Here is a 23,340-nt window from a genome sequence, read left to right on the forward strand (position 1 = left end):
GCCGATGAAAATAGTCATAGCGCCCGATTCGTTTAAAGAGAGCCTGACGGCGATGGCCGTGGCGAACGAAATCGAGGCCGGCTTCCGTGAGATCTTCCCGGACGCCGAGTACCGCAAGCTGCCGGTCGCCGATGGCGGCGAAGGCACGGTGCAGGCCATGATCGACGCCAGCCGCGGTAAGCTGGTGGGCCTGGAAGTCACCGGCCCGCTGGGCGAACCGGTATCGGCGTTCTACGGCTTGATGGGCGACGGTCACACGGCGGTGATTGAAATGGCCGCCGCCAGCGGTCTTGAACTGGTCGCGCCGTCGCAGCGCAACCCGCTGCGCACCACCAGCTATGGCACTGGCCAATTGATACTGCATGCGCTCAACGCCGGGGCGCGCCGCTTTGTGCTGGGCGTGGGCGGCAGCGCTACCAACGACGGCGGCGCAGGCATGCTGCAAGCGCTGGGCGGCAAGCTGCTGGATGCTACCGGCGCGGAGCTCGCGGCGGGTGGCGGCGCCCTGAATATGCTGGAGCGGATCGACTTGTCCGGCCTCGACGCGCGCATCAAGGATAGCGTGTTCGATGTGGCCTGCGATGTCAGTAATCCTCTGGTCGGCCCGCAAGGCGCATCGGCCATTTTCGGCCCGCAGAAAGGCGCGACGCCGGAAATGGTGGCGCGCCTGGACGACAACCTGCGCCACTACGCCGCCATCATCGTCCGCGATGTCGGGCAGGACGTAGCCGAAGTGCCGGGCGCCGGCGCCGGCGGCGGCATAGGGGCGGCCATGATGGTATTCCTCGGCGGCCGTCTGCGGCCAGGCAGCGAGATCGTTACGGCGGCTGTCGGACTGGATGCAGCGGTGGCTGACGCGGACTTGGTGATCACCGGCGAAGGCCGCATCGACGGCCAAACCATCCACGGCAAAACGCCGATCGGCGTGGCCCGCGTGGCGCAGCGCCACGGCAAGCCGGTGATCGCGATCGCCGGATCGCTGGCTACCGGTGCGCCGGTGGTGCATGCACACGGCATCGATGCGGTATTCGGAGCGGTCAGCCGCCCATGCACGGTAGAGGAGGCGCTGGCCGCCGCCGCTGCAAACGTGCGCTGCGCCGCCCGCAATATCGCCGCTACGTTACGATTGGGAGCTGGCCTGGGCTTGTGATAAAGTTCTCGCCATATCCGTACTAGGGACGACTTTCATGGCGAGAGGCGGGGTGCCGTCGATTAAGGTGCAAATCTACACGCTGGTGTGGGCATGCGCCTTGCCGGCCATTGTCGGCTTCTCATTACTGACGGCGCACTTCATCGACCGCGAGCGCGAGCAAATCAAGATCGACACGCTGATCACGGCGCGCGCCCTGATACAGGCCGTGGATCGTGATCTCAACACCGGCATCTCGGTGGCGCTGGCGCTATCGCATTCACCCAATCTGGACAAGGGCGACTTCGCCGCCTTCCACGCGGAGGCCAGCAAGGCGCTGCGCCCCGAATTCCCCGGCTTTAATTTCGTCCTCAGTGACCGCGACTCGGTGCAGCTGCTGAATACCGCGCGGCCTTATGGGCCGGTGCTGCCGGATCCCGTCAGCGCGCCCCGCGTCCGTAAAGTGTTCGAGACCGGCAAGCCGGTGATCTCCGACTTGTTTATCGGCCTCGCGCTGAAACGGCCGCTGGTGGCGATACACGTGCCGGTTCTGCGCGGCGGTAAAGTCATCTACTGCATTTCCTCCGCCTTTGTGCCGGAGCGCCTTGGACAGGTGCTGAAAGAACAGCGGCTGCCACCCGACCGCGTGGTTGCCGTCTTCGACTCGCAAGGCGTGATCGTGGCGCGCACGCTGGATCCTGAGGGCTCGGTGGGCAAGAAAGGCGCGCAGTCGCTGCTGGTGCAGATGCCGGCGCGGATGGAGGCCGCCGTGGAAGCCACCACGCTGGAAGGCTTGCCGGTGTATTCGATGTACAGCCGTTCCCCTGCGAGCGGCTGGTCGGTGGTGATCGGCGTGCCGCGCAGCGTGGTGTGGTCGGAGATGCTGGCGTCAATTAAGTGGATCAGTATCGTGGTGACTTTGCTGATGCTGGCCGGCTTCTGCGCCGCGTGGGTGTATGCGCGCAATATCAGCCGTTCGCTGGAGCAGGCCAACGCCGCCAAGGATGCCTTCGTTGCCAACATGAGCCATGAACTGCGCACGCCGATGAACGCGGTGCTGGGGATGGCGCATTTATTAGGCTCCACCGAGCTATCGCCGGAGCAGCGCCGCTATCTGGAAATGATACGGGTGTCGGGGCAATCTCTGCTCGGCATCCTGAACGACATATTGGACTTCTCCAAGATGCAGGCCGGGAAAGTGGAGCTGCACCCGGTACGCTTTAAACTCGATGAGGTGATGCATTCGCTGGCGACCATCATGAGCGTCAGCGCAGGCGAAAAGGATCTGGAGCTGTGCATGGCGGTGGAGCCGGACGTGCCGCGTGTGCTGATTGGCGACGCGCTGCGCTTGCAGCAGATCCTGGTCAACCTCGCCGGCAACGCGATCAAATTCACCGAGCAAGGCGAAGTGTCGGTGCTGGTGCAGCGGATGAGCAGTTCGCCGCTGACGTTGCGCTTCAGCGTGCGCGACACCGGCATCGGCATGAACCCAGAACAGCTGGCGCGCTTGTTTTCCCCATTCACGCAAGGCGACCTGTCGTTCACGCGGCGCTTCGGCGGCACTGGCCTGGGCCTCACCATCACCAAGAACTTGATCGAGATGCTGGGTGGGACGATACAAGTCGATAGCGAGGCGGGCAAAGGCAGCGAGTTCCGCTTCACGCTGCAATTTATCGAAGCCGCAGACGCCGGCCCTGCGCGCGCCGCCAAGCCGCTGCATGTGCTGGTAGTGGATAGTAACCGCACCAGCCGCACCTTCATCGGCAAGACTATACGGGCATGGAATTGGACTAGCGATCGTGCCGCCTCCGGCGATGAAGCGCTGGCGCGGCTGCGCACCGGCACGCACTACGACGTAGTGCTGGTCGATGGCGTGGCGGCCATGCGCGCCGTGCAGGAGCTGACGCCGGCGCCGGTGATTTGCATGGTCAACGCTTACAGGCGCGGGAAGCTGATGCTGGAGATGGAGCAAGCCAGCAGTGCCGCCTTCCTCACCAAGCCGGTGACGGCATCGAGCCTGTTCGATGCGGTGCAGACGGCGCTGGCGCCTGCCGCGCAAGGCGGCGGCGTGCCCGCTGCGCCGCACGCGCCGGCGTTGAACGGTGTGCGCATCTTGCTGGTGGAGGATAACCCCATCAATCAAAACGTCGCCAAGGGCATACTGGAACACGCGCAGGCATCGGTCACGGTAGCGGACAACGGCCAGTTGGCGCTGGATCGCTTGAAGGATGGCCAGTACGACCTGGTGCTGATGGATGTGCAGATGCCGGTGATGGACGGCTTCACCGCTACCCGCAAGATACGCAGCGAGTTGGGACTAACGCTACCCGTCATCGCCATGACTGCCGGCGTGATGGAGTCGGAGCGCGAGCAGTGCACCAGCGCCGGCATGGATGACTTCATCGCCAAGCCGATCGACGTGGAGCAGATGTTCGCCACACTGGCACGCCACACTGCGCACCGCCTGGACTAAACGGCCAGCCGCCACTCGACGCGATTACGGCCCGACTTCTTGGCCTGGTAGAGCAAGGTGTCGGCAGCGGAGAACAGTTCGCTGCAGGTTTCGGGTGCCGCGCTGTTTAGCGTTGCGCCTCCTGCGCTCACAGTGAGTACGGGCGCGACGCCCGAGGCTTCGTGCGGGATTTGCAGATCCACGATGGCGGCGCAGATGCAGCTGACGACTTGCTGCGCCTGGGCTGCCTCGGTGTCCGGCAATAGCAGCACTATCTCTTCGCCGCCGTAGCGCGCCGCCAGATCGGCAGGCCGCCGCAGGCCGGAAGCCGCAGTCCGCGCCACGGCGCGCAGCGCGCGGTCGCCGGCCGGGTGGCCGTAATGGTCGTTGTATTGTTTGAAGGCGTCGATATCCAGTAAGGCCAGCGACAAAGGCCGGCCGCTGCGGCGGCTGCGCTGCCATTCGGCCTCGTAGACTTCGTCGAAGCGGCGGCGGTTGGCCAATTCGGTCAGCCCGTCGACGTGCGCCAAATGTTCCAGCATGCGGCGCTGGCGCACCATTTGCAAATGCATGGCCACGCGCGCCATTACCACGGTCTCATTGAACGGCTTGGAGATGTAGTCGGCCGCGCCCATCTTCAAGCCATTGGCCTCATCTTCCGGGCGGCCAAGGCCAGAGATGAAGATCACCGTGATGTGTGCCGTTTGCGCATCTGCGCGCAGGCGGCGCAGTACTTCATAGCCGTCCATGTCCGGCATGACCACGTCGAGCAGGATCAAGTCCGGCAGATGGCGCGCGGCGCGCTCCAGCGCCTGTTCGCCATTCTTTGCCAGCAGCACCGTATGTTCTGGCTTGAGCAGATCAGACAGCACTTGCCGATTGACGATGTCATCGTCAGCCACCAGCACTTTTTGAGTCCCCGCAAAATTCATTTGCTTACTTCCAGTTGGTTGTGCAGAGCGCGCGACAGGGCGCTCAGCGGCGCTAGCGCAGCCTGGTATTCGATGTCGTCTACGGCGCGCTGGACGGCCGATAGCGGTTCCGCATGGCGTAAGACCGCCGGCAGCGCCCGCAGTTCCGTCAGTACGTCTTCGGCACGGGCATCGTCGTTGCGCAGATAAGCTTCCAGGCGGGTGATCAGCAATCCCGCATCGCTGTCGCGGTAGCGCAGCGGTGCTGGTGCGTCGCCCAGCTGCGACAGGCCGCTGACCACGAGATCCAGCCCATCCGCCAATTCCGCGGCCAGCATGGCGATGCGGTCGAGACGCTCGGTGCGCATGGCTTGCTCCAGCGCGTGCGCTTGCGCGGCCAGGTGGAAGGCGCCGATGTAGGCAGCGGTTGATTTCAGGTTGTGCGTCAGGCTATACAGCACCTCGTGCTGGCCGCTGGCAATCGCCTCGCGTACGGTTTGCGCGGCGGGCTGGTACTCATGCAGGAAGCCGCGGATGCGCTTATCCAGGCGGGCGCGCTGGCGATCGACCCCCTCCAGCGCCAGTTGCCAATCCACGCCCGGTATCGACGGCAGCGGTGCGCCGGCGCGAGCGTTGTCGGTCGGCGGCGGGGTCATTTGGAGCGCGGCGCTGGTCTGTGCGCGGCGCGCGGCAAGACGCGATGGCGGAATCCATTTAATCAGCGCGCGGAACAACTGCTCCGGCACGACAGGCTTGGTGAGATGGTCGTTCATGCCGGCGGCCAGGCTCTTGTCGCGGTCTCCCGCCATCGCATAGGCAGTCATGGCGACGATAGGCAGGTGCTCGCAGCGTTGCATGGCGCGGATGCGGCGGGTGGCGGTGAAGCCGTCCATTTCGCGCATTTGCACGTCCATGAGTACCAGGTCGTAGTCCGCCTGCTCGATCATGTGCAGCGCTTCGAGGCCATGTTCGGCGATGTCGATCTGCATACGGGCGGCGGACAGGAAGTCCAGTGCTACCTCGCGGTTGTTGGCGTTGTCCTCCACCAGCAGAATGCGCGCGCCGTCCAGCGCCGACAGGTCACGCATCGCCAGGCCGGCGCTATCCGAGCGGCGTAGTTCGCGCGCTGGCTGCTGGTGATGCAGCGGCCAATCGACTGCCGTAGTGCCGTTGTCGGCGATGCCCAGGCGGACGATGAAGCTGAAGCGGCTGCCGATGCCGGCGCTGCTGGATACCTTGATGTCGCCGCCCATCAGCTGTACCAGCTGGCGCGAGATGCTGAGTCCCAGTCCGGTGCCGCCGTACTTGCGGGTAGTGGTGGCGCCGGCCTGGTTGAACGATTCGAACAAGCCTTCGACCTGCGATGGCCGCATGCCGATGCCGGTGTCGCTCACGGAGAAGCGCAGCGCCACGGTATCCGCCGTCTTGTCCATTAGTTCGACGGCGACGATGATCTCGCCGCGCTCGGTGAATTTGACGGCGTTGCTGGTGAGGTTGATCAGGATCTGGCTCAGGCGCAGCGGGTCGCCGATCAGGCGCGCCGGTATGCTGGCGTCGGCGCGCATCTTTAACTCCACGCGTGCAGCGTCGGACTTGATGACGGTAAGGGTGGCCAGGTGATCCAGCATCTCTTGCAGGTTGAATGGCACGGACTCCAGTCCCAGCTTGCCCGCCTCAATTTTGGAGAAATCGAGAATGTCGTTGATCACGGCCAGCAGGTGCTCGCCCGCGCCGAGAATTTTGCCGAGGTAGTTTTGCAGCTTGGGATTCGGCTCGGTCATCAGCGCCAGCCGGCTCATGCCGATGATGGCGTTCATCGGCGTGCGAATCTCGTGGCTCATGTGGGCTAGGAATTCGGACTTGGTGCGCGTGGCTTCTTCCGCGCGCAGCATGGCGGTCTGCATGGCCTTGGTGCGCAGGCCGAGGATGCGGGTGAACAGCAGCATGTCGACCATATTCCCGAACTGTAGCGCGTGCATCGTCCAGAAGTTGGCGTCTACCTTGCCGCTAATGACCTGGCTCAGCACCGCAGACGAGGTAAAGCTGACGCCCCAGCCGACCAGGAAGTAGACGCCGACCGCATCGCCGCGGCGGGCGCGCAAGTAGGCGCCCGGTAGACCGAGCAGCATCGGCATCACGCCCAAGGTGCTGACGATGATGACCAGTGTCTCCACGCCCATGATGTCGGTGATATAGGCGAGGGCGCTGATGACGCACAGCGCCGCACCGGTCTTCATCAAGCGGCTGAAGATGCGATCCTTGCCGGGACGCGCGAGCGCCTGTTCGACGAACAGATAGGCGCCGCAGGAGGCGGTCAGCGCGAACACGCCGCCGGCATGAATGCTCATCCAGGCACTGTTGTTCCACAGGTATTGGTGTCCGAGCCCGAAGAACTCGACCGAGAACAGCGTGGTGCCCAGCACCAGCAGCGCAAACTTTCCATACAGCGGCTCGCGCAGCGTGGCCCATTGCGCAAGGCTGTACAGCAGCAGGCACAAACTCAGCCCGGTCAACACGCCTTGCAGCATTTGCTCGTTGAGCGCAGCGCCGTGGAAGCTGGCAGGACGCGAGAAGCTGATCGGCAGGATCATCGCTCCTTCGTTCTCGATCCTCAGCAGCAGAACGTGTTCGGCGCCGGGCGTCAGATGCAGCAGGGCTGCCGGGACGCGGCCGCGCGGCTTGCTGTCGCTGTCCGCTTGCAGATTGCCGGTGACTTGATGCTGGGTGATGCGGCCCTCAGTCGTTACGTAGACGTCGATGCGGTTCAGCACTGCGTAGTCGATACTGAGGATCCACTCGCCATCGCTATGCGCGGCCAGCGCCACCGGAATGCGCAGCCACACGACGTCCTTGTGCACGCCCAGCGTGGCGTAGGCGGAGTTGGCAACGGCATAGTGTTCAACGGCGGCCAGCGCCGCTTCCGGCGTCAGCTTGCCGCCCGTATCGTGCATGACTTTAACGGCGGGCCAAGCTTCTATTACATCGTGCTGGCCATTGAGCACCAGCGGCCCGGAACCGGCATAGGCCACGCAAGGCAGGAAGGCCAGCGTGAGGATCAGCAGCAGGTAGCGGGTCAGGTGCATCAGCATGGATTAGAAGCGATAGTCCAGCCGTACGTCTACCGTGCGCGGATCGCTTGCCGTCAGCATGCCGAAGCTGTCGATGTAAATCGGGTGCACCTTGTTTTCGAGATTTTTCACGCGTGCCGTGACGCTCCATGCCGCGCCTTGCGGGCGGTAGCGCAGCGTGGCGTCGGTCTGCGTGTACGATGGAATGCGGTATTGCAGCAGCTGCGCCGGCACGGCGATCTGGTAAGCCGCGCTGCGGCGCGCGCTCACGCCAGCCGACAATGGGCCGAAGTCATGCTCATAGCCGAGCGTCAGCGAGTTCGATGGCGAGCGATCGAGCTTGACGCCGGCCCAGTCATGCACGCCGTCAGGGCTGTAACGAGCATAATGCGCATCGAGCAGCGCCAGTGCATAGCTGAAGCGATCTTGCGCGGTCGGCGCGATTTGGCCCTCGGCTTCCAGGCCTTTAACGCTGGCTTCACCGGCATTGCTGGTGACGAAGCGCGGCGCGCCCGACACGATGGCGACGCTGGACAATTGCAGGTTGCGGTAATCGTAGTAGAAGGCCGCCAGGTTCAGGCTAGCCTTGTTATCCCAGAAGCGCGTCTTGACGCCGGTTTCGTAGGAACGCACGGTTTCGGGCTGATAGAACAGCGCCGCCGCAGGTACTGCCAGTGCGGCCGGGCAGCCCAGTCCCAGTTGCGTGGAGCCGGCGAGGCAGCCGTCGTTAAAGCCGCCGGCCTTGTAGCCGGTGGCGATGGCGCCGTACAGCAGCGTGCCTGGCGCGAGGTCGTAGTCCAGGCCCAGGCGCCAGGTCGTCTGGTGCGTGCGCATGGCGGCGTCGTTCAACAGCTTGAAGTCGGTGGCCGGGTTGAAGGCCGGGCCTTGCTGGAAGTTGGTCGAGCCTACACGCGATTTTTGATCGGAGGTGTAGCGCGCACCAGCGGTGGCGCGCAGCTTGTCGGTCACGCGGTAGGTGGCCTGGCCGAAGACGGCCTTGCTGGTCGAGATAGTCGGGCCGTGATCGAAAACGTAGTACGGTGGCAGGCCAACCAGCGCCAGGTCGCGGAAGGTGTAGACCTGCGACGACTCTTCGCGGAAGTAGTACACGCCTGCTTGTGCGCTGAGCGGGCCGTCGCCTTCGGTGGCGATGCGCAGTTCGTGCGAGTCCTGCTTGTAGTCGCCGAGGAAGCTCTCGCGCACGTTGAGCGCCAGCGTAGGCTGCACGCGGTAGTAGAAGTTGGCCAGCTGGTCGTGATCGAAGCTGCGGTGCGAACCGAGGTAGTACAGCGTGGCCGGGCCCAGATCCCACGACAGGTCGGCGCTGACGCCGTAGGTATTCTTGTAGCTGTGCGCTTGCTGCTGCGGCGCGATCGCCGCGTTCGGAGCGACGAAGTTGTAGGTCAGGCGGGTACGCGTGCCGCTGTTGTACGGTACCGGATTGCCGCTAGCGACACCGGTGTAGAAATTGGTGTCAGGGACGTAGCTGTCGTTGTTGTCATCAACCTTGCTGCGGTCATAGCGCACGACCAGCGTGGCGTCGCGCGTGATTTTCAGTTTCGCCGACAGGCGTGCCGAAATATCGTCGCGATCCTTGCCCAATTCGCGGCCGTTATTCAGACCGTTGGTCAGATAGCTGTCATGCTTGTTGGCCGACATGGCGGCGCGCAGCGACAGCATATCGTTGACCGGCACGTTGATCATGGCGGCCAGTTTGCGGCTGTTGTAGTTGCCGAATTCCGTGGCGACCCAGGCCTCGAAGCGGTTGATCGGCGTCTTCGACATCACGCTGATTACGCCGGCCGTGGTGTTGCGGCCATACAGCGTGCCTTGCGGGCCGCGCAGCACTTCCACGCGTTCCAGATCGTAGAAGCTCAGGTTTTGAATTTGCGGGCGGGCGATGTAAATCCCGTCGAGCAGGAAGGCTGCCGATGGATCGCCTTTTTCAGTCGCATCGTTGTTGGACACGCCGCGCATGGTGATGCGCATGCCGTCCGGCGTGTTGTCCACTTCCACATTAGGCAGGCGCGCGCCGATGTCGCCCGGCGTGTCGATGCCGGCCTTGGTCAAAGCATCGGCGCTCAAGGTGCTCATGGACACCGGCGTTTTCGATTCCAGAGAAGGCGCGCGTTGCGCCGTCACGGTCACTTCTTGAATCTGGGCTTGCGCCGTCCCCGCGATCATTAGCGAGAATGGAATCACCATGAGTTTTGGCCGGGCCTGCGCGGTGGTTTTCATGATTGCTTTTTTAAAAACGGCTGCTGCGTTTGAGATGCAAAGCCTCAGAGTGTAGCAGGTTAGCTGCCCGTTTTGTAGTTGATAAAGCAACTATGTAGATAAAAAATCACGCTCCGTGTCGCTGCCACCAGCGCCGCGCACCCGCATACGCCGCGCGAGCCGGCACGCTAAAAGTGATGCGCACACCACCGTTTTCAGAGGTGGCGCCGACTTCCAGCCTGCCGCCGGCGCGTGCTGCGCGCTCCTTCATTCCGGTCAATCCGTAGTGGCGGGTCTTGGTTGCGGCATCTGCCGACATGCCGACGCCGTCGTCGCTGATCTGCAACAGGAAGTGCTCTTGCTCGTAGATTACGCGTGCTTCCACGCGCTTGGCGCGCGCATGGCGGAAGGCGTTGCGCAGCGCTTCTCGGGCGATTTCGCATGCTTCTTCGGCCACCGTGTCTTGCAGCTTGCGGCGCGGCCCGGCCGCCGTGATGCCGAAGGAGGTGGACGGATGCTCGGCGTGCAGCTGGCGGCCCGCTTCTTCGGTTGCGCTTTCGACATTGTCCACGCGGCCGGTGCGCAGCTCGTGGACTTGGTCGCGGCCTTCTTCGACGGTGTTGTTGGCTTGATCGAGAATCGGCGCCAGCTTGTTGCGCGCGTCTTCCGGCAGTCCGTGCGAGACCGTGTCCAGGCGCAGGATCAGCGCCTGCACGCTTTGCAGGAAGGTATCGTGCAGTGTGCGCGCGATGCGTTCGCGTTCAGCCATGCGCACCGACATTTGCGCCGCCACGCGCCGGGTCGCAACGCGCAAGCGGTAAAGGTAGAGCAGGTACAGCACAGCCGCAATGGACAGCAGGCACAAGGCCTTGAACCAGGTGGTCTGCACGAACTTGGGTGCTACCTCAAAATCGAGGCGGGCGTCCTCCACGCTCATCATGCCGTCGTCGTTGAAGGCGCGCACGCGGAAGGTGTAGCTGCCCGGCGCCACGTTGGTGTAATAGGCGATGCGGCGGTTGCCGGCTTCCTGCCAGTCGTCGTCGACGCCGGAAAGCTGGTATTGGAAGCGCATCGCCTCTGGCTTGCCCAGTCCCGGCGCGGTAAATTTGATGCTGAAGTTTTGCGCGCCTGGCGGCAGCCGCAGGCCATGGGTTGCGGCGTAAGTCATGTCGCTCACATCGACGCCTTGTACCGACGGCACCGGCGCGATGTGGTTGTGGCGTAGCTCGCCCGGCGACAGTCGCAGCACGCCGGCGCTGGTCATGAACCAGAGACTGCCCGCTTTGTCGGCGTAGACGCTGGGCAGGCGGTTTTCGAGCATGGCCTGGCCGTTGTAGCCTTCCAGCGCGCCAAGCAGTTCATACTTCAGCATTGCGCCGGGCTGCGCCAACACTGCCTGCCAATCGGCGCGGCGCACGTGAACCACGCCTTGGCTGCCGTTGAACCAGCGGTCGCCGTTGGCGCTGATGGCCATGCCGGAGATATTGGTCAGCGGATCCGGGCGCAGGGCCTTGAGCTTGCGGAAGCCGTCGCCGGTGAATACCGCCAGGCCCTTGTCGCCGCCCGCGACCACGTCTTCGTTCACGCTGATCATGGTGGCGAGGCCGATGTGATGGGCGTCATAGTTCGAAAGCTTGCCGTTGTCATTGAAGACCAGGGTGCCGTCGCCGGTTGCGTGCCAACGCTCGCCGGGATTGCGGCCTGCGACGCCCAGGAAGATCTTGTCCGGCAGACTGAAGGCGCTGCGCGGACGCCATTGGCCATCGAGCAGGCCGACCAGCCGCACCTGCGGTGACGACATCCACAGTACCTTGCCGTCATCGACCAATCCCATGACGTCATGATCGGTCTTGCCGTCGGGGCCGGGCGGCAGCGGGATGGTGCTAGTTAGTCCCAGGTGGCGGCGCTGGATGCGGTCGCGTTCCGCCAGCAGCAGCGCGCCTTGGCGGTCGTTGGCGACCACGCGGTAAAATTCCGGCTGACGTTGCGGCGCCTGGTTGGCCGCCAGTTTCCACGTGATCTTGTTGTAGGCGTCGGACAGCCATACACCGCCCTCGCTATCGCCCGCCATGGAGAACGCGCCGCTGGCAACCGGCAGGCGCACCGGGATTAAACTGTTTTCACGAAAGCGATCTAGCCCTGTTTGGGTGGCGACCCAGATATTGCCCTCGATGTCTTCCAATATGCCGTTGGTGGTGCGCGAAGTGAGCGCCAATGGTGCGGCTACCTTGTCGGTGGCGGCACTGCTGACGATTAACGGGCCGCCCTGGTGCTGGCCGGCGCGGGCCACGACGCACAGCGTCTCAGGGCAGTAGCGGCTCCACAGGTTGCCCTCCTGGTCGAACTGCGCGCCGGGCATCGATTCGAGTGAGTTGAACAGCGCGGGACGCGGCAGGATGTGCCGCTGGCCCGGCGGCAGGGTTTTCTCCTGCGGCAGCGGCAGCATCTCTTGTCGCGACGTGATCCATAGGCGGCCGTCTGGCGACTGGGTCAGGGCGGCGCCGCCCTGGTAGGCCAGCGCCTGTGTGAACTTGCCGCTGGCGCGGTTGAGGCGATACAGGCCATCGCTGTACAACGCCCAGATTTGATTGTACTGATCCAGTAGTACGCTGCTGATGCTCTCCGGTGGCAGTCCCTGTTCGGCGCTCAGCTTTTGCAATTGGCCGTGCGCGTAGCGGAAAAAACCACGGCCGCCGGCAATCCACGTGCAGCCATCGTGGTCGACGGCCAGCGTCTTTACATTGCCGACTGGCCCATCCAGCGGTTGGATGTCATCGATCCTGCCGTCCTTGTGCAGTACCGACAGGCCTCCGACCGAGTAGCTGATCCACAAGTCGCCATTGGCAGCGGAGCGCAGCTCGCCGATGCGGCGCCTGGCTACTTCCCCCTTGGCCGGCGGCTCATAACGTTCGAAGCGCACGCCGTCGAAGCGGTATAAGCCGGTGGTGGTGCCTAGCCACAGCCAGCCGTCCGGCGTTTGCGCCATGGTGGTAATTTCTCCGGGCGCGCCGTCGCGCGTGCTCCACGAGGCGTGGTTGTAATCGTTCAGGCGAATGTCGGGATTGAGGGCTTGCGCCGGGCCGCACAGGCCCAGCGCGATGGCCAGCGCGGCCCATGCTGCAAGGGCGCTGCGGACGAGTGTTGATGCGGTCATGCTTACTTTCCAAACAGGCGGCGCCACCACGGTGTGTGGCTGTCCGCGTAAGCGCGGCGCGCCGAGAGCGACATTTTAACGTCGCTGCCCTCATTCTGGGTACTGCTGATCTCCAGTGCGGCGCCGATGCGGGCGGCGCGCTCGCGCATGCCGACCAGGCCCCAGTGGCCGGCCGCCGGCGCCGGCGCCATGCCTTGGCCGTTGTCGCGCACCAGCAGTGTGAATTGCTGCGGCGCGTAATCGAGCTGGACATCGATCCGCTCGGCGTGCGCGTGCTGGTAGGCGTTGCGCAGCGCCTCGCTGGCGATTTCGCTGATGTCGTTGACCACGGTGGCGCGCAAAGCGGTGCGTTGGCCGCTTACCTCCAGCGCGAATTGCACGCCGGGATAGCTGTTGGCCAGCAGTGCGGCGACATCGCGCAGGCGGCTTTCCACCTCGTCGATATCGGCCGAGCGCAGCTCGTGCACCTGGGCGCGGCCCTCGCTGATGCTGGTGCGCGCGCTATGGAGCACTGCCGACAGGGATTTGTGCGCGGCGCTGTCGTCGGGCAGGGTATCGACTGCCGCATCGAGCCGCAGCACCACGCCTTGCACGCTTTGCAGGAAGGTGTCGTGCAAGGTACGGGCGATGCGTTCTCGCTCGGCCAGCCGCACTTCCATGCGTTCCTCCAGTCGTGCGGTGACGACGCGCAGGCGGTAAAGGTAGATCAGGTAGAGCAGCGCAGCCGCCGCCAGCACGCAGCCTGCCCTGAACCACCAGGTTTGCGTGAAGGTGGCGGGGATTTCGAATTCGATGGTGGCCGGCTTTTCGCTCCATACGCCGTCTTCATTGGCAGCGCGCACGTGGAAGCGATACAGGCCGGGACTCATGCCGGTGTAGAAGGCCGAGCGGCTGTTGCCGGCGTCCTGCCAGCCGTTATCCTCGCCGTCGAGCCGATATTGGAAGCGCACTTTTTCGGGCTGGCGCAAGCTCGGCGCGGTGTAGTGGATGTTGAAGCTATGCGCGCCGGCCGGCAGCGTGACTTTGCCCTTGCCCGCGTAGCCGGCGCCGTCCAGCGTCGAGATGCGCGACACGAAGACCACTGGCGCTACCGGGTTGCGCACGATATTGCGGGTGTCGAGCGACATCAGGCCGCCGGTGCCGCTGATCCAAAGGCGGTCATCCTTGTCGGCCAACATGCTGGGCAAGCGATTACCGAGCGTGGCTTCGCCGCGATAACCGTCGTGCAGCGAGAACAGCTTGTAGCGCAAGGGTTGGGATGGCTGGGCTGCGCTGGCCAGCCAGTCGGCCCTGCGCACATGCAGCAATCCCCTGGCGCCATTGAACCAGCGGTCTCCATTGCTGGTGATGGCCATGCCAGAGACATTCGACAGCAGCTCCGGGACATCGATGCGCAGTTGATGGAAAGCGTTATCCTTGAACACGGCCATGCCTCGGTCGCCTGCCGCGATCACGTGTTCCCGGCTGAACATCGCTGTTGGCTGGCCTATGGTGCTGGCCGAATAGCTGGGCTGCGGACGATCCTCCGAATAGCGCACGATGGTGCCGTCGATGAGCGCCAGCCATGATCCACCTGTGTTGTCAGGTGTACCGATCACAAAGCGCGGCGGCAGTTTAAACGCGGTGCGCGGCAGCCAGCGGTCGCCGACCCATCCCAATAAGCCGGTATGCGGAGACATCATCCACAGTACCGTGCCATTGTCCTGCATCCCCCACACCACCATGCGTATCGGTTTGCCATTTGGCCCCTTGGGCGCAGGCAGCGGAATTTTTTCTACCGTGCCTTTGTAGCGGCGCTCAATCTCCGCATCGGTGGCCAGCAGCAGGCCGCCGTTACGGTCGTTGGCCGACACGTGGTAGCGCTGCGTGCGATCGGCTACCGGCGGGCTGTTGGCTGAAACCTTCCAAGCGGTGTCGTTGGCGGCGTCGACTACCCACACTTGGCCGGCGTCGTCCTGATTGAGCGAGAACATGTCGTAACTCCCCGGCACATGCACAGTCGTTAGCGCGGTATCGCGGAAACGTTCCAGCCCGGCCTTGGTGGCGACCCAGATATTGCCCTCGCGGTCTTCCAATATCAGATTGACGCTCAGCGACGACATTTGCCACGGCTGGTTCAGGCGCGAACTCGCGGCGGAGAAGTCAATGCGGTCAGAAGTGCGCTTGGCGGCGTTGGCTGTAAGGCACAAGCCTATAGGGCACTTGCTGTTCCACAGATTGCCATCGCGGTCGAACATGGCGGGTTGGTTAGGGTAGGCGCCCGGCATGGGGATGACGGGCCGCTGCCCGGTGGCGGGCGGCACGGGTAAGAGCCGTGCGCTCTCGTGGCTGATGACCCACATGCGGCCATCAAGTGCCGGCAGCAGGCCAGTGAATCCCGACACGTCGAGCACAGGATTAAATTTATCGGCGGCGCGGTCGTACACAAAGACGCTATCGGTGTTGAGCAGCCACAGATTGCCTTGACGATCGAATCGTATATCATCGACGGCGCCATTTGGCAGGCCGTGTTCTTTGCCCAGCAAGCGCCATTTGCCGCCGCTGTAGTGATGCATGCCGCTGGGCGCAGCCAGCCAGATATTACCGGCATCGTCGTAAGTCAGTGCGTTGAACGCTTCGATGCCGGTACCCGGTTTGGCCAGGTCTTCCAGCGTGCCGTCCGGGTGCAGCAGCGACAGGCCGCCCCCTAAAAAATAGCTAATCAGCAGATCGCCGTTGGGCATAGCCCGAATTGAAGCGGGGCGCCGCCGCAATGGCTGCTCGGATCCGGGCAGGTGGTAGCGCTCGAAGCGCACGCCATCAAAACGGTGCAAGCCAGATACGGATGTCATCCATAGCCAGCCGTCGCGAGTCTGCGTGATGCTGTCGATGTTGGTCGGCACGCCATCCTTTGCCGTCCACGTGGTGTGGTGATAGTCCTGTAGCGGCGTGCTGGGGTTCAGCGCGGAGGCGAGGCATGGTGTTAGCAACAGGTATACTGTTGTGATCCAGTGCTTGATCGAGCGTTTCATCATTTGCTGAACCAACGCCGCCACCAGGGCTGCTTCTTGCCGGCATAGGCGCGTGCGGCCGATAGCATCAACGTCACGCTGCTGCCTTGCCCGGGCGTGCTGTTGACTTCCAGCGCCGCGCCGATACGGGCGGCGCGCTCGCGCATGCCGACCAAGCCCCAGTGGCCTTGCGCCGGCGCCGGCGACATACCCTTGCCGTTGTCGCGCACTACCAGTGTGAATTGCTGCGGCGCGTAATTGAGCTGGATTTCGATCTGCGCCGCCTGCGCGTGCTGGTAAGCATTGCGCACTGCCTCGCAGCCGATTTCGCTAACCTCGTCAACGATGTGCGGCTGCAGCGCGGTGCGCGCACCACTGGCGGCCAGTGCGAACTGCACGCCGGGATAGCTGGCCGAGAGCAGGGCGGCGACGTCGCGCAGGCGGCTTTCCACCTCGTCGACATCGGCCGAGCGCAGCTCATGCACCTGGGCGCGGCCCTCGCTGATGCTGTCACGCGCGCTGTTGAGCACCGCCGACAGCGATTTGCGGGCGGCGCTGTCATCGGGCAGCGTATCGACCGCCGCGTCGAGCCGCAGCACCACGCCTTGCACGCTTTGCAGGAAGGTGTCGTGCAGGGTGCGGGCGATGCGTTCGCGTTCGGCCAAGCGTACTTCCATCCTTTCCTCGAGCCGCGCGGTGACGATGCGCAGCCGGTACCAATAAAGCAGGTAAAGCAGCAGTGCCGCCGCCAGCACGCAGATCGCCTTGAACCACGGCGTTTGCGTGAAAGTGGCTGGAATCTCGAAGTCGACGGCCGCCGGCTGCTCGCTCCACAAGCCGTCTTCATTGGCGGCGCGCACGCGGAAGCGATAAGCGCCGGGACTCATATTGGTGTAGTAGGCGGCGCGGCGTGAACCGGCGTCCTGCCAATCGCTATCCGCGCCATCCAGGCGGTATTGGAAGCGCACCGCTTCCGGCTGGCGCAGGCTGGCAGCGGTATAGGTGAAGTTGACGTTCGTCGACCCGGGAGGCAAGGCCAGCCCTGGCTGAATCTTGTAGCTGGCGGCGCCGGTATGTAGGCCTTCGAGTTTGGCGATCGGCGCTACTGCATTGCGCGGAATGGCGCGGGTGTCCAGCCGCAGGATGCCGGCGGTGCTGGATAGCCAGAGATTGCCATCCTTGTCCAGCCGCGCACTCGGATGGCGGCTGAACAGCATGGCCTTGCCGACGTAACCATCGCGCAGGCCGAATAGCTCGAAACGCAGCGGCAGCTCCGGGTTGGTCAAAGCAGCTTTCCAATCGGCGTGGCGCACGTGAACCAGGCCCTTGCCGCCGTTCAGCCAGCGGTCGCCATCCGGGGTGACAACGAAGCCGGAAATCTCCTGCAGCACTTCCGGGTCGGTGGCAGTCAACAGTTGAAAGCTGCCCTCGATGAAAACCGCCAAGCCCTGGTCGCCGGCGACGACGGTATCCTCTTCAGAGAAGAGGCCAGTGGGAGTGCCGATTATGGGAGACGGATAGGCCGTCAGCTTGTCGTTTTCATCGAGTAGTTCAACGGTGTTGTCGCCGGTGGCCATCCACATCTGTCCTGGCTTGTTGCCGGCCACGCCCAGGACGATGCGCTTCGGGATATTAAACTTGGCGCGTGGCAGCCATTGACCGTTCACACGCGCTATCAGGCCGGTTTGTTTGCCCATGAGCCAAAGGCGCTTGCCGTCATCGGTGACGCCCCATGGCTCGATGGCTTGCGGTTTTCCGTCGGGGCCGGGGATGGCGGGGTAGGCGATTTTTTCAACCTTGCCCTGGTGGCGGCGCTCGATGTCGTAAGCGCCAACGAGCAGCAGGGCGCCGCCAAAATCGGTGCTGACGAGGAACGCTGGCGTCGGGTCGCGTTCGGGTTCTGCGCCGCCTTTCATGCGCCACACTGCTGCATTAAACGGATCGGAGACCCAGGTTTGGCCAGTATCGTCCGTGACCATGCTCGAAGCAGTGCGGCTGCTGGAGATGCGGATACGCTGCAGACGGTTGTCGCGGTAGCGATCCAGGCCATCCAGCGTCGCTACCCAGATATTGTGCTCACGGTCTTCAAGTATGGCGTTACCGGCGTAATTGGTCGTGCCCGGAGCAGGCTTGAGCTGTGCCGGTGCTTGCGGCGCCGGGATAATGACGGAGGTGCTGGCCACCACCGGCGCTGGCGTGACGCACATATCGTTCGGGCACTTGAGCTGCCACAGGTTGCCGTCACGGTCAAAGCGAGCGACCCAGTCGGAGCCGAAGCCCGGTGCACTGCTCAAGTTGGGCGCGGCCATGCGGGCTGCGGGATCGGTGGGCGCCGGCAGCGCTTCTATTTTCTGAAAGTTGGCGCTCCAGATGCGGCCATCCGGTGATTCGATCAGCGAGGTTCGCATTGGCAGCTCGCGCACTGCTTCGAACTTGCCACTTGCACGGTCATACAAATACACGGCTTGCGCTCCGGCCACCCATATCCGCCCATAGCGGTCAATGCGCACATCGTGGACATCCCCTGGAAGGCCTTGCTCGGCGCCCAGTCGCTGCACCTTGCCTGGCTGGATGCGGAACGCGCCCCCGTGTGACACGGCCCATATATCGCCATTGTCGTCAAATGCCAGTTGGGATACGGTAGGTAGTTTGCCGATGGAGACGATGTCTTCCAGCTTGCCGTTCGGATGCAGCACCGAGAGGCCGCCGCCGTAGAAATACGATAGCCACAAGTCGCCGTCTGGATGCGCGCGGATGAAGCCCACGCGGCTACGCGCGGTATTTTCAGCCAAGGGAAGACGGACTTTTTCGAAGCGCACGCCGTCGAATCGGTGCAAGCCATAGGGGCCGGTCATCCATAGCCAGCCGTCCTTGGTCTGGGCCATGCTGACGATTTCCGGCGGCGCGCCGTCCTTGGTAAGCCAACTGGCGCGGTTATAGTCGTGGAGAGGCGTGTGCGGAGTGAGCGCGCGCGCAAGGCACGGCAGCAGGGCAAGCAGCAGGAGGACGATACGAGATAGCATGGATAATCCCGGAAGGCCGGCACATGCCGGAGCATCCGGGATTGTAACTTGGAACTGATACCAAGTTGTTAAGCTTTTTTAACGCCGAGCTTATATCCAAGGGCCAGTATGGCCAGCCATGCAGGGATCAGATATACCGACAGTTGCAAGTCCGGCGTCAGGTACATCACTACCAGAATGGCGGCGAGGAAGGCCAGGCACAGGTAGTTGGTCAGCGGGTAGCCCAGGCTCTGGAACGCCGTCACCTGGCCAGCCGCCTTCTTCTGCGCGCGGAAGCGCAGGTGGATCCAGCTGATCAAGCCCCAGTTGATGATCAGCGCCGATACGACGAGTCCCATCAAGAAGCCGAAGGCCTTGGCCGGCATGAAGTAGTTGACTGCCACGCAGATGCCGGTGGCCACCGCCGACACGCCGAGCGCCGTCAAGGGCACGCCGCGCGCGTTGACTTTCAGTAGCGATTGCGGTGCGTTGCCTTGCTTGGCCAGGCCGTACAGCATGCGGGTATTCGAGTACACGCCGCTGTTGTAGACTGACAGCGCGGCGGTCAGCACCACCACGTTCAGCACATGCGCCACCAGGTTGCTGTTCAGCGCATGGAAGATCAGCACGAACGGGCTGCCGCTGGTGACCACTTTCTCCCATGGGTACAGCGACAGCAGGATGCCCAGCGCGCCGATGTAGAAAATCAGGATGCGGTAGATCGCCTGATTAGTCGCCTTCGGAATGGAATGAGTCGGGTTGTCCGCTTCCGCCGCGGTGATGCCGATCAGTTCCAGTCCGCCGAAGGAGAACATGATGACGGCCATCGCCATCACCAATCCGCTCACGCCGTGCGGGAAAAAGCCGCCATGCTGCCACAGGTTGGCCACCGTGGCCTGCGGGCCGGCGTCGCCGGAGATCAGCAGGTAGGCGCCGAACACGATCATGCCGACGATCGCCAGCACCTTGATAATCGCGAACCAGAACTCCATCTCGCCGAAGGCTTTGACGTTGAACAGGCTGATGGCGTTGATGATGGCGAAGAAGGCCAGCGCCGACACCCACGTCGGTACGGCCGGCCACCAGTATTGAATGTAGATGCCGACCGCCGACAGCTCGGCCATGCTGACCAGCACATACAAGACCCAGTAGTTCCAGCCTGCCATGAAGCCGGCCCAGTGGCCGCAGTACTTGTCGGCGAAGTGGCTGAAGGAGCCGGCCACCGGTTCGTCTACCACCATTTCGCCCAGCTGGCGCATGATGAAGAAGGCTATCAGCCCGGCCACGCCGTAGCCGAGCAGCACAGACGGCCCGGCCATCTGGATGGTCTGTGCGATGCCGAGAAACAGGCCGGTGCCGATGGCGCCGCCCAGCGCGATTAACTGAATGTGCCGGCTTTTCAGGCCGCGCTTTAGTTCACTCATCTGCCTTCCTATGCGAGATCAAAAATTGATTCTCGCATAACTTAGTCTTCGTGCACAGGTAATGGCGTGAACTTGTAGTCGGCGCGCGCGAACTCGTGGCCGCGCTTGACGGTCAATATCACCGAGCGCACATTGGCGATGTCTTGCAGCGGATCGCGCTGGAGGAACACCATGTTGGCGTACTTGCCTGCTTCCAGCGTGCCGAACTCCTTCTGCTTGCCCAAGGCCTCGGCGGCATTGGCGGTGGCGGCGATGATGGCTTCCTGCGGCGTGAAGCCGACGTACTTTACCAGCTTTTCCAGTTCGTGATCGACGACCGGGAACGCGTCTTCGCCGGTGTTGTCGGTGTCGGTGCCGGCGATAATCTTGATGCCTGCCTTGTGCATGGCGCGGGTGATGTCGCCGGCCAGTTCGATGTGGCAGTGCGGGCCTTCGCTCTTGTACACACTAAGGGTAGCGTCCATGATGGTGCCGGATTCGGCCAGTGCGGCGATGTACTTTTTGATGCCCGGGTCTTCTGCGGTCAAGCCTTGGTACGATGGCTCGCCGTTATGGCCGTAGGCGGTTTTGCCTTGTTCGCGTACATGGCGGGCGATCATGCAGACGTGGGAGATAGCGGTCGCGCCCAGCGAATCGTAAGGCGAGGCAGGGTAGACCTGCATGTGCGTCCAGACCGGGAAGTTCTGCGATTTGGCTTCGGCGATCAGCTTGCGTACCAGGGTGCCCGGCAGGTTGGCATAGATTTTCATGCCGGTGGCGCCGGTGCCGCGTGCCTGGGCGATTGCCAGCGGCAGCTTGGTCTTGTCGTCCACTGCGTACAGCCACGGCACGGTTCCCGGCTGCGTGCCCAGTGCCGCGACCACGGTGCGCGGGTCTTTGAAAAAGCTCGGGCCGGCCACCAGCGAGGCATAGAACACGTCCGGCGATGGAATGCGGTTGAGCAGGGCGTCGCGCGACAGGCCTGCCAGTTCGCGGGCGTCGCCCGCCATATCGCGCACGCCGGTGACGCCGCCGTAGATATTGCGCTTCAATTCCGCTTCCGCGTATGGGCGGTCTGGATTGGTGGCGTAGTGGACATGCGAATCGATGAGGCCCGGCAGTACATACTGGCCTGCCACGTCGACGATGCGCGCGCCGTCTTTTTGCTGCGCGGTTAGTTGGGTGGTCGGCAGCACGGCTTCAATGCGGTCGTCTTTGACGATGATAGTCATGCCCGAGCGCGGGGCGGCGCTGGTGCCGTCGATGAGCGTGGCGCCGCTGTAGATTACGCGGCCCAGTGCCAAGCCGTTGAGTTTATTCAGGCGGTCTTGCTGGGTGTTGGCTTTCGGTTTCTCTTCCGCCGCGTGGACGGTTGCGAACATTACTGCGATGGCAATTGCTGCGTACTTCAAGTTCATATTAGCTCCATACTCCGTCGGCCGCACGCAGGAAGTTCGTGCCGAGGATTTTTTCAATGCGGCTGCTGCTATGGCCACGCTTGGCCAGCAAGTCGGCCAGCTTCCAGAATTTGTCTCTGCCCATCAGGTCAGGCAGGAAGGGCACGATGTCGGGCCGCTCGCCCGGCGCGCTAATGCCGGCGGCGCGGCGCTGGCGGACTTCTTCTTCCAAACCTTTCATATAGGTTGGCATATCGTCGATCTGGGGTACGGTGCCGTCGGTGCCGATGCCTACATGGTCTTCGCCGCAAACGTTGATGGCGTGTTCGATGTGGGCGATCAGGTCAGCCGCCATTGGCTGACGGCCCACCGCCAGGAACGGCATGAAATAGATGCCGACAAAGCCGCCTTTTTCGGCAACCAGCCGCAATTCCTTGTCGGTCTTATTGCGCGGCAGGTCTGCCAGTGCACGGCAGCCGGTGTGGCTGATGATGATCGGGGCCTTGGATGCGGCGGCGGCATCGAGGCAGATTTGTTCGCCGCTGTGGCTCAAGTCGACGAGGATGCGGTTGCGGTTTAGTTCAGCTACCACTTCGCGGCCGAAAGGAGTGAGGCCTTTGTTGGTTGGAACCATCGAGCCGTCGCCCAGCTGATTCGCGCCGTTGTAGGTCAGCTGGATCACGCGTACGCCGCCCTTGGCGAAGCTCTCCACGCGGCGTGCATCCTTGCCCATCATGGCGGCGTTCTGGAAGCCGAGGATCACGCCGATGCGGCCGTCGGCCTGCGCGCGCTTGATGTCGGCGGCGCTGCGCACCAGCAGCAGGTCGGCGGATTTTCTCTGGATGAAGGCGTTCCAGGCGTGGACGTCGGCTAGCGTTTTTTCATATGGATCACCGTCGCCGAAAACGTGGCCGATGGTCATGTTGAAGGCGTTCAGGCCGGAGGCCTTGGCGTCGGCCAAGGCGCGGGCGTCGATGCCGAAATCACTGGCGGCGCTATCGCGCAGCGCGGCTGACAGATTGATGTTGTCAATGCTGCCCAGCGCATCGATGATCAGCGGACGCTTGTCGCGCAGGGATGGTGCAGCGGCGAGGGCGGGGAGGCCCAGCGAGGCAACGCCTGCGGCGGCTGCGCTGTGCAGGAAGGTGCGGCGGCTGGTCATTTGGCTACCGGCGCGTAGGCCATGCATTCAACTTCGATTTCGCCACCGAGTGCGAGACCGTTGGCGCCGAGCGCGCTGCGTGCCGGCAGGCGGTTCGGCTTGAAGTAGCTGACGTAGATTTTATTGAAGTCCGCCCACTTGTTCATGTCCGCGATCATGATGGTGCACTTGACGACGTTGTCCATGCCAAGGCCCATGCCTTTCAGGATGTCGGCCACGTTGTCCATCGCCTTTCGTGATTGCGCTTCAAAGCCGCCGGCCACCAAGCCCTTGTCGTCGGTGCCCAATTGGCCAGAGAGGAAGACGTAGTCGCCAGTGCGAACCGCCAGCGAGAACGGGCGTCCGGGCGGATTGCCCTTGTTGTAGAACTCCGCATCGGCGGCGTGGGCGAAGCCTGCGCTGACCAGCAGCGCCAAGGCGGCGGTGAGGCGTTTGAATGTCATGGCGATCTCCTT

The 23,340-nt window shown here is 63.4% G+C and carries 12 protein-coding genes; 2 read left to right on the forward strand and 10 right to left on the reverse strand.

Going from position 1 to position 23,340, the window contains the following annotated elements; all coding sequences use genetic code 11:
- Positions 1–4 precede the first annotated feature (4 nt).
- Both GTP45_RS09865 and GTP45_RS09870 read left to right on the forward strand, forming a co-directional pair.
- Entirely contained in the window at positions 5–1,150 is a 1,146-nt protein-coding gene (locus GTP45_RS09865; protein ID WP_161013703.1) for a glycerate kinase, read from the forward strand.
- A 37-nt stretch (positions 1,151–1,187) separates the two neighbouring features.
- Positions 1,188–3,602: a hybrid sensor histidine kinase/response regulator gene (locus tag GTP45_RS09870; protein WP_161013704.1), complete on the forward strand. Its 2,415-nt coding sequence runs from the start codon at positions 1,188–1,190 to the stop codon at positions 3,600–3,602.
- Here GTP45_RS09870 and GTP45_RS09875 read toward each other — a convergent pair.
- The 10 genes from GTP45_RS09875 to GTP45_RS09920 form a co-directional block, all read right to left on the reverse strand.
- A complete protein-coding gene (locus GTP45_RS09875; protein WP_161013705.1) occupies positions 3,599–4,513 on the reverse strand; it encodes a diguanylate cyclase domain-containing protein in 915 nt (304 codons plus the stop codon). The two genes, GTP45_RS09870 and GTP45_RS09875, sit on opposite strands and share 4 nt — an antisense overlap.
- Complete coding sequence (locus GTP45_RS09880; protein ID WP_229258399.1) at positions 4,510–7,581, reverse strand: hybrid sensor histidine kinase/response regulator family protein; 3,072 nt, start codon at positions 7,579–7,581, stop codon at positions 4,510–4,512. Before GTP45_RS09880 ends, GTP45_RS09875 begins: the two co-directional genes overlap by 4 nt.
- 3 nt (positions 7,582–7,584) lie before the next feature.
- Positions 7,585–9,798, reverse strand: coding sequence for a TonB-dependent receptor (locus GTP45_RS09885; protein WP_229258400.1), 2,214 nt, complete (start codon positions 9,796–9,798; stop codon positions 7,585–7,587).
- Positions 9,799–9,904: 106 nt separating this feature from the next.
- Positions 9,905–12,931 carry a sensor histidine kinase gene (locus GTP45_RS09890; RefSeq protein ID WP_161013706.1) on the reverse strand — a complete coding sequence of 1,009 codons (3,027 nt, stop codon included), beginning with the start codon at positions 12,929–12,931 and terminating at the stop codon, positions 9,905–9,907.
- Between the two features lie 2 nt (positions 12,932–12,933).
- The gene (locus tag GTP45_RS09895) at positions 12,934–15,900 is read right to left on the reverse strand and encodes a sensor histidine kinase (protein ID WP_161013707.1); all 2,967 of its coding nucleotides are present in this window, start codon (positions 15,898–15,900) and stop codon (positions 12,934–12,936) included.
- A 41-nt stretch (positions 15,901–15,941) separates the two neighbouring features.
- Positions 15,942–18,944, reverse strand: a complete 3,003-nt coding sequence (locus GTP45_RS09900; protein ID WP_161013708.1) for a sensor histidine kinase — start codon at positions 18,942–18,944, stop codon at positions 15,942–15,944.
- Positions 18,945–19,012: 68 nt separating this feature from the next.
- The gene (locus GTP45_RS09905) at positions 19,013–20,347 is read right to left on the reverse strand and encodes an amino acid permease (RefSeq protein WP_161013709.1); all 1,335 of its coding nucleotides are present in this window, start codon (positions 20,345–20,347) and stop codon (positions 19,013–19,015) included.
- 41 nt (positions 20,348–20,388) lie between these two features.
- Positions 20,389–21,744 (reverse strand): amidohydrolase family protein, encoded by a 1,356-nt coding sequence (locus GTP45_RS09910; protein ID WP_161013710.1) that lies wholly within the window; start codon positions 21,742–21,744, stop codon positions 20,389–20,391.
- A gap of 1 nt (position 21,745) precedes the next feature.
- Entirely contained in the window at positions 21,746–22,885 is a 1,140-nt protein-coding gene (locus tag GTP45_RS09915) for a dipeptidase (protein WP_161013711.1), read from the reverse strand.
- Positions 22,882–23,328 carry a RidA family protein gene (locus GTP45_RS09920; protein WP_161013712.1) on the reverse strand — a complete coding sequence of 149 codons (447 nt, stop codon included), beginning with the start codon at positions 23,326–23,328 and terminating at the stop codon, positions 22,882–22,884. The genes GTP45_RS09915 and GTP45_RS09920 overlap by 4 nt, the downstream gene beginning before the upstream one ends.
- Between the last annotated feature and the right edge of the window lie 12 nt (positions 23,329–23,340).

It is taken from the genome of Duganella rivi (genome assembly GCF_009857435.1).
Lineage (GTDB): Bacteria > Pseudomonadota > Gammaproteobacteria > Burkholderiales > Burkholderiaceae_D > Rugamonas > Rugamonas rivi.